This is a genomic window from Methylobacterium sp. WL6 (assembly GCF_008040095.1).
Lineage (GTDB): Bacteria > Pseudomonadota > Alphaproteobacteria > Rhizobiales > Beijerinckiaceae > Methylobacterium.
The window spans coordinates 1-3,690 of sequence record NZ_VRVH01000373.1 but is presented as its reverse complement, the minus strand read 5'-3'; the positions used below and the strand labels follow the sequence as shown (position 1 = coordinate 3,690).

The 3,690-nt window shown below is 71.6% G+C and carries 2 protein-coding genes; both read right to left on the bottom strand.

Features of this window, described 5'->3' with window-relative positions; translation table 11 throughout:
* On the bottom strand, nt 1-1,952 hold a 1,952-nt coding region (locus FV230_RS25775; RefSeq protein ID WP_147844411.1), incomplete at its 3' end, for a hypothetical protein.
* A gap of 315 nt (nt 1,953-2,267) precedes the next feature.
* On the bottom strand, nt 2,268-3,416 hold the full coding sequence (locus FV230_RS25770; protein WP_147844410.1) for a metallophosphoesterase: 1,149 nt from the start codon (nt 3,414-3,416) through the stop codon (nt 2,268-2,270).
* Between the last annotated feature and the right edge of the window lie 274 nt (nt 3,417-3,690).

Below are 3,690 nucleotides of genomic sequence, written 5' to 3'. Positions count from 1 at the left end.
CCGCCGAGGGCCCCCGTCACGGAGCCGAGGACGCCGCTCGCGGCGTCCGCGACGTGCCCGAGATCGCCCGCGACCTGCCCGACCGCCGCCGGTCCGCTGCCGGTCAGAACGGCACCCGGCAGGTTGGCGACGTCCGTCAGCAGGTTGCTGGTGTCGCCCAGCTCGCCCAGCCCGACGGTGTTGCCGAGCCCGATCACCGAATGGATGGGATCGTTCAGGACCGGCACGTCGTGGCCGATCTGCTCGAGGCCGGCATGGATGCCGTCGATGACCCCGTTGGCGAGGTCGCCCACCGGCTGCAGCGGAGCGCCGGCGCCGAGGAGCGCACCCGTGGCGCTCGTGCCGGCGCCGCCGGTCAGCCCGCCGACGACCGACGTGACGGGAGTCAGGAGCCCGTCGACGGGCGTGCCGGTCGCGATCCCTCCGGCACCGAGACCATCGAGGCCGCCGAGGATCCCGGTGGCGGAGCCGACGACACCGCCCGCGGCGTCGACCACGTGCCCGACATCGCCGACGATCTGCCCGATCGCCGCCGGTGCGTTTCCGCTCAGGATCGCGCTTGGCAGGTTGACCGTGTCCGTCAGGAGGTTGCTGGTGTCGCCGAGCTCGCCCAGCCCGACGGTATTTCCGAGCCCGATCACCGAATGCAGCGTGTCGTTGAGGATCGGCACGTCGTGGCCGATCTGCTCGAGGCCGGCATGGATGCCGTCGATGACCCCGTTGGCGAGTTCGCCCACCGGCTGCAGCGGAGCGCCGGCGCCGAGAAGCGTGCCCGTGGCGCTCGTGCCGCCGCCGGTCAGGCCGCCCAGTCCGCCCACGAGACCGGTGACGCCGCCGAGAAGACCTCCGGCCGCGTTCGTCACCGCGCCGACATCGCCGAGGATCGGCGACAGCGCCGCCAGGCCCTCGCCGCCGAGGAGATTGCCGGGCAGGGCCACGACATCGGTCACGAGGTTTCCGCTCTCGCCGAGATGGCCGAGGCCGATCGTCTCGCCGAGGTTGGTCAGGCCGTGCAGCGCATCGTTCAGGAGCGGGATCTCGTGGCCGATGTTCTCCAGCGTCGCGTGAATGTTGAGGACCGCGCCGTTGGCGAGGTTCGTCACCGGAGCGAGCAGCCCGTCCCCGGACAGCAGGCCGCCGGCGCTCGCCGCACCGGTCAGCGAGCCGACCAGCGTATCGACCGACCCGAGAACGTGGCCGAGATCGCCGAGGACCGGCGTCGCGGATTGGAGGCCGCCGCCGCCGAGGAGGGAACCGGGCAGGGTGGTGACGTCGGTCAGCAGGTTGCCCGCGGTGTCGAGATGGCCGAGCCCGAGGGTTTCGCCGAGGCCGGTGACGGCGTGGATCGGCGCATTGAGAACCGGGATCTGGTGGCCGACGGTCTCGAGCGTGGCGTGCACGTCGAGGACGGCCTGGTTCAGGATGCTGGTCGCGGGGCCGAGGATGCTGCCGCTGCCGACGAGGCCGTTGCCGGATGCCGGCACCGCGCCGACCGTCTCCGCCAGCGTTCCGGCGGCGGCGGCGACGCCGCCGGCATCGGTCAGCAGCGGACCGACCGCCTCGGTGCCGGTCGGGTTCGCGGCGACGCCGCCGAGATCGGTCAGAAGGTTTCCGGTCTCCCCGAGATGGCCGAGCCCGAGGGTCTCGCCGAGGTTGGTCAGCCCGTGGAGCGGTCCGTTCGCCGGAGCGACCTCGTGGCCGACCTCCTCGATCTGGGCGTGCGTCTGGAGGACGACCTGGTTGGCGGTGGCCTCGATCGCGTCGGGAAGCAGCGAGGCTCCGGTCTCCGTCGAGCCGCCGTCGACCGCGCCCTCGATCAACGAGGCGATCGGGCCGAGGCTTCCGAGCTGGCCCGTCGACAGGGCGGTCGAGGACAGCAACGCGCCGGGGCCGGCGAGCCATTCGAGCGAGCGGGTGGACGAGCCGAGCACGGAAAGGGGGGATGCGGACATGAAAACCTCCAGGTTTTCGATGCAACCCAATCTGCAACCATCGGTTGCATAATCCCGGTTCCGTAGTAAATGCTGAGTGAACGGTGGAGCCCGTCCGAGCGTCCGGGAACGACGACTGTGGTTCGACCCGGGTTCGACATCGCCGCGTCTCGGGGCGGTCGGTGGGTCGTAAGTAATCTCTACTCTATCCAGACGAGCGCTTCGCGAGGACCCGACGGCCGGCCGATAGATCGGCCGCGTGATCGGGCGACGATCCAAGCCGGCTGCTGGGTGCATCCCGAGGATGATCGTCGATGGGGGTGATCCGACGTTCGCCTATCCCGGCGCCAGGGGCCGAGCGGGATCGATGGACGCGTCGGCGCGGCGCAGCGTGATGCGCGTCAGCTCGGAAGGTCGGCCGAGCCTGAGGGCGAAGCCTGGCCACAACGCCGTGCCGTTGTTGACGTAGAGCGTCATGCCGCCGACCCGGTAGCGGCCCGAGACGAAGCCCTCGTTGGCGCGGGCGAACAGGCGGTCGAACCCGCACATCGTCCCGCCATGGGTATGTCCCGACAGCTGCAGCGCGACGCCGTGCGCGGCCGCCGCCCGCGCCCCCTTCGGCTGATGATCGAGCAGGAGGACGGGTGCGTCCCGCGGTGCCCCTGCGAGCGCGGCGTCGAGGTCCGGACCGGGGTGTCCCGTATGCGGCGCAGACCGATCGGTCACGCCGGCGAGCACCAGGGCGGCGTCGCCCCGCCTCAGCACCGTATGCCGGTTCGCGAGCGCCGTCAGGCCGAGTTCCGAGTACCGCCGCATCCAAGCGGGGTAGTCGAAGAAGTATTCGTGGTTGCCGGGCACGAACCAGACGCCGTCCGGTGCACCGAGCTGGCCCAGGGGCTCGACGTCGGCGCGCCGCGAAGCCGGGGCGCCGTCGATCAGGTCGCCGGTGATGACGATGAGGTCCACGCCGAGCCGGTTGGACCGCGCGACGACCTCCCGGGTCCAGGATGCCGGGAAGAGCCGGCTGATGTGCAGGTCGGTGAGCTGCAGGATCGTGTAGCCCTCGAAGGCGTCCGGCAGGTTCTCGATCGCGATGTCGACGTCCTTGAGCGCCGGCACGCGCACGGCCTGCTGGACGCCGAGCGCCGACAGGAGCATCGCCGCCGTCGCGGCCGCGTAGCGCCATCCGGCCGGAATCGCCCAGCCGCCCAGGGGCAGCGAGACCAGCGCGATCACGTCGAGCGCGAGCTGCATCACCGCCAGCAGCAGGATGGCGCCGAAGGCCCAGTTGAACAGAACCACCAGCCACCGCGGAAACTCGGGCGCGAACACCGAGCCGGACGAGAGGCGGCACCACAGGTGATACTGGGAGGCGACGAGCAGCAGCACGGCGATCCCGGCCTTCGCGGCAGGCGGGCCCGGCAGCGGCCAGAGCACCCGGGTCACGACGTACAGGCAGGGCAGGCTGAAGATCAGATGGAACATGGCGTTCCGGCTACGCTGAAAGCCGGGGTCCGGGCCAGAGCCGATGCGGGGAAATGCCGGCTTCGGTGCAGGCTGGGTCGTCGCGGCACCAGCCAGGCCGGGCCTGCATGAGGGCGCCGGACCGTCACGCCGCGGTCAGGCGCGGGATCGCGGAGCGCAGCCGGGAATATCCGCGATTGGAGAGCGGCCACGCCGCCTCGTCCCAGGGGCGCCGCACGCGCACGACCGCCTTGGGCAGCATCGCCGCCGACGGGCCGACGGGCGCCCAGGCCGT